Below are 1,725 nucleotides of genomic sequence, written 5' to 3'. Positions count from 1 at the left end.
GATTTCGGCGCTCCAGGCTGGGGTCGTCTGCAGCAAGCATGCCAACAGCAGGCCGCGTCGCCATAGTCTGGAAAAGAAGAGGGTCATCCGTGACTGATCGCCCATGTCAGAATTCCAGCTCCGCGCTGAAGTAGAGGACATGACGACTGTCGTAATTGTTATCGGCCCAGGTGGTGGGCTGGTTGTCGAGGCGTTGTTGCAACATGCCGGCCAGCTCCACGTTGGCTTTGCCCAGGGCAATGCGCTTGGCCACCCGCAGGTCGACCCGCTCGAAACGATATTGGTTGAGTGCGTCGTCGCCGTAGTAGAACAACGCGCTGGACCAGCCGTGTCCCCATTCACGCAGCCAGCCGGCCGAGCCGCTGTTACGGGCGGTCTGTGCCTTGTCCAGTGGGTTGCTGGCGCTGGCGTCGACGTAAGCATAGGTGAGCCGCAGGCGGTCGGCGTTGCTCATGCGCCAATCGAATTGCGATTCGGCACCGGTGAACCGCGAACTGTTGGCATTGCTGGCTATGTATTGATTGTTGCGCAGCGGTGAGCTGATCATCTCAGTGATTTCGTCGTAGAACAGTTTCACGTCGACATTCAGCCCGAGGTCGGCAAAGAAGCCGTTGTAGCCCAGCTCTCGCGAGCGCATCAACTCTTTATCGAGGTTGCCCGGGCCGCGCGTCACCACAAAATATTGCCCGGAATTCTGCCCGTAGGCCGGGGAGCTGAGGTTGGTGACGCGATAGCTCCAGTTGACGTTGTTCTCGAACATGTCTGGTGAGCGGATGGCTTCGGAGTACACCGCCCGCAGGCCGTGGCGGGGGTTGATCAAGTAGTTGACCGCCACCCGTGGCGTCAGCGAGTTGCCGCTCAAGTGGGTGTCTTCGTACATGGCGCCACCTTGCAGCAGCCAATGTTCGCTGGCACGCCACTCCAGATGACCGAACAGGCGCCAGGTGGTGTCGTCGAGGGTGCCGTTGAAATAGGTGTCGGAGTCGGCGCGGTCGTAGCGATAGTTCATGCCGCTGACCAGGCGCAGGCTGTCGGACAGGCTCAGTGTGTCTTGAATCTCCAGGTCGTAGCGACTTTCCCGAGTGCTCTGGTCGATATCGCCGCATACGCTCTGGTTGGCGCCGTTGCGCCACTGGTCCAGCACCTGGTTGGCTAGCGCTTGTTCGGCGGCGCTGCCGGGGGGAGCGCTGCCCTGGCTGAAGGTGTCCATGTGCCGCGCCAGCCGTTCGGCATAGTCGGGGTTGAGCTGCCACAGTTGAGTCAACTCGGGGCTGAACGACACCTTGGCATCGCAGGCTTTCCAGATCTGGCGTCGGTCCCATTGCTGGGCGGAGCCTTGGATGTACAGGCTGTGCTCGGGATTGAAATCGAAGTTCCAGCGCAACGAGGCGGCATAGTCCTTGGCGGTGGCGTCGGAATTGGTGCCGCCTTCGGTAATCCCGGCGAATACCGGGGTGTAGGTATAGGGGCGCTGGTTGGTCCCTTCCTTGGCGTTCAATTGCCAGTCGATGCTCTGCTGCGCGTTCAGGGTCTGGCTCACCGCCAGGCTGAACCGGTTGAGGCGGCGGCCGTCACGGCGATCGGCCCCTACGGCATCGCTGTCAAACCCATCATCCTGTTGCCCGGACAACGACAGGCGCAGGTCGCCGGTTTCCCAGCCCACGCCCTGGCTGGCGTAGAAATCGTTGATCCCGCGCTCGCCACGGATGACTTTCACCCGTGAGC

At 61.6% G+C, this 1,725-nt stretch carries 1 protein-coding gene; it reads right to left on the bottom strand.

Translation table 11 applies throughout. The features are described from left to right. Positions 1-106: 106 nt before the first annotated feature. The coding region (locus ACRESD_RS16235; protein WP_431751857.1) for a TonB-dependent receptor plug domain-containing protein at positions 107-1,725 on the bottom strand (1,619 nt) is incomplete at its 5' end.

It is taken from the genome of Pseudomonas sp., from assembly GCF_050739995.1.
Lineage (GTDB): Bacteria > Pseudomonadota > Gammaproteobacteria > Pseudomonadales > Pseudomonadaceae > Aquipseudomonas.
Note: the sequence above shows the minus strand (reverse complement) of the source record. Positions and strands in the feature narration are given on the sequence as shown.